The sequence below is a fragment of the Flagellimonas olearia genome, from assembly GCF_009184425.1.
GTDB classification, from domain to species: Bacteria; Bacteroidota; Bacteroidia; order Flavobacteriales; family Flavobacteriaceae; genus Flagellimonas; species Flagellimonas olearia.
This window is the reverse complement of record NZ_WELG01000093.1, coordinates 1-374: the sequence shown is the minus strand read 5'-3', so window position 1 is coordinate 374 and position 374 is coordinate 1. Positions and strand designations below refer to the sequence as shown.

The 374-nt window shown below is 36.1% G+C and carries 1 pseudogene; it reads left to right on the top strand.

Annotated features, from left to right (window positions below):
• Positions 1-199, top strand: a pseudogene (locus F8C76_RS19950) (Sel1 repeat protein); the annotation flags it as partial.
• Between the last annotated feature and the right edge of the window lie 175 nt (positions 200-374).

Below are 374 nucleotides of genomic sequence, written 5' to 3'. Positions count from 1 at the left end.
TAAAGAGGCTCTCGATCGTTATTCTAAAGCATGCGAGATGAAAAATGGCGGAGGGTGTTTCAATTTGGGGGCCATGCAATACAATGGAGAAGGCGTAACAAGGAATGAAAAGCAAGCCATAGAGAACTTTAAAAAAGGCTGTAAATTAGGCGCTAAAGGGGCGTGCGATATTCTCAAGCAGCTTAAGATTAAAGCTTAGTTTGAATAAGGCTTGATCAAACGGCTTTCAAAAGCGGTCTTTTGGGGATTAGGCGGATTTTAGGGAGAATTGTTTCAAAATACTTCCTATCCTCTTAAGATAATGAGTCTAAAATAAAGTAACCAAAATCCCTTTTTTTGAAGATAAATTAAAAGTTTTTAAAGTTTAAATTTAT